Genomic DNA, 2,058 nt, shown 5'->3' on the forward strand with positions numbered 1-2,058 from the left:
GAAGTGAAGGTTGTTTTTAAATAGAGGTTTATAGAAAGATGTAAAATAATATATAAATGACCACTATAAAACATTTACAAGAATAAAATAAGGAGAATATCGTGTTAGAAAATAAGGTAATAATAACTAATGAAAGTAATAAAAATAAAATATACGAAAAATCTAAAAATAAATGGATCATAGAATTAGATGGAAGTAAAATAAATAATTGGGATGATTTTTATAAGATTATTCAAAAAGAAATTGATATTTTAAATTATGATGAAAAATTTGGAATTGATGAGTACACTTATCATGATTTTGCTACAGATATTGCACTTTATTATGAAGTAAAAAAAAGGATGAAACAAGGTATTACATTAATCCTAAATTATAATTATAATTTTAGCAAATTAAATGATAAAGAAAAAGAGTATATTTATACAGATATTATTTTTACATTATTGTTGGAATGGTATATAGATATGAAAATAATATATAAGCAAGAAAAACCAACAATAAATATAGATTTTTATATTTTGGTAAATAATACTATTGAAATAGAAAATGAGCTGATAATATCTGTAGAAGAGGATAAAAAAGAAATTGATAAAAGATATTTAAATTATAAAACTATAGAAAAAAAATTATCGTTTTTTGAATTAAAAAAACAAATTAATGAAAGATTTTTTAAAAACGAATTATCAATAGAAGAGCGAAAAAAAATAAAAAATAAATTTCTTTTGAATAGCCTTTTTGAATATGTAAAAGAAAATAGTGAAAAAAATTTAAAAATATTATTATTTAATGATAACAACTTTTTCCTGTATAATAATATAATTTTAGTTCATATAATCGAACAAATTTTAATGAAAAATTATAATAAAAAACTAATTATATTTCTAATTTTTCCAAATAAAATATAATTAGTTTTCAAAATATGAGGGACAAAATAATTTTGAGTAAAATTTAGTTATTCTTTGAGTTAGTTTCAAATTTTGAGTATGGAAATATTCAAATTAATAATGGTGATATAAAATATGGTACAAGAATTGATACAAGAAATGTAAAAATTACTTCGAGAAAAGGAAAAAAACACTTGACATTAAATCATTTCATAAACTGAAATAAAATTATAAAAGAAAATATTTTAAGGAGTACATTGTTATGAAAAGATATTTAATAAAAGAAATTCTTTTAGCAGATACATATGAAAGAATAGCTTTAGTAAAAAGATTATCAGATGACAAAGAAATATTTGTATATTTTTTATCACACGATGATTACGTAACAGATATAAAAGAAATAAAAAGTATAAAAAAAGGAGATATTTTAGAAGGAAGATTATTAATTGATTTTGTATGTAAAAGTATGAAGATAAACAATAAAAAAAATGAACAAAGCTCACATTCTTTTTATTTTAAATCATTAGTTAATAAATCTAATAAAATATCATATGAACAACCTATAAAAAATTCATCTTATATTGAAGCGATAGTAGAAGTATATAGAGTAATAGATGAATATTCTATATATGTAAAATCAGATATTTCTGACAGAAAAATATTAATAGATTTTGAAAGTAAGGTGAGTTATGATAAAGGTGATATGATTTATATAGAGGGAGGATTAAAAATAGATGATTTTAAAGTTATTAAGAACTCAGAAAAAGAATAAAATATAAAATACATTAAAGTCAGAAAGTAAGAAGGAAAATAGAAATATAGGGGATTGATTTCTCCTATATTTCTTATATAAGGGTGTACACACTGGGGCTAGGAAGTTTTTTAGGAGATTTTGCAGACAGATATACTCCTGGAGAGGTACAGTATGGTACATCGGAAGAAGTAGGTAGACGTCAAAAGACTGAAAATTTAGCAGTAAAGCTGCCAACAGATATATTGGTCAGCAGGGCGGTCAACGGCTTTGTATTAAAACAGTTTAAAATGAATAAAGCAGGAAATACAAACAGGGAAGTCGCTACTGTTGAAAATACCTCAAAAGGTCCGGAATACATGAAGAAGGACAGTGTCTTTATAAATGACGGTACACCTGGAGGAACAGTAAAGCTTGAAAGCC

Annotated in this window: 3 protein-coding genes; all 3 read left to right on the forward strand. The window is 22.9% G+C overall.

Annotated elements, in window-relative coordinates; genetic code table 11:
- Positions 1–101: 101 nt before the first annotated feature.
- Entirely contained in the window at positions 102–905 is an 804-nt protein-coding gene (locus HMPREF1984_RS09875) for a hypothetical protein (RefSeq protein WP_021767853.1), read from the forward strand.
- A gap of 241 nt (positions 906–1,146) precedes the next feature.
- On the forward strand, positions 1,147–1,656 hold the full coding sequence (locus HMPREF1984_RS09880; protein WP_021767854.1) for a hypothetical protein: 510 nt from the start codon (positions 1,147–1,149) through the stop codon (positions 1,654–1,656).
- Positions 1,657–1,739: 83 nt separating this feature from the next.
- The coding region (locus tag HMPREF1984_RS09885) for a hypothetical protein (protein ID WP_021767855.1) at positions 1,740–2,058 on the forward strand (319 nt) is incomplete at its 3' end.

It is taken from the genome of Leptotrichia sp. oral taxon 215 str. W9775, from assembly GCF_000469505.1.
Lineage (GTDB): Bacteria > Fusobacteriota > Fusobacteriia > Fusobacteriales > Leptotrichiaceae > Leptotrichia_A.

Coding starts and splice junctions, on each gene's coding strand:
- HMPREF1984_RS09880 (WP_021767854.1), top strand. CDS start 1,147: ATGAAAAGATATTTAATAAAAGAAATTCTTTTAGCAGATACATATGAA.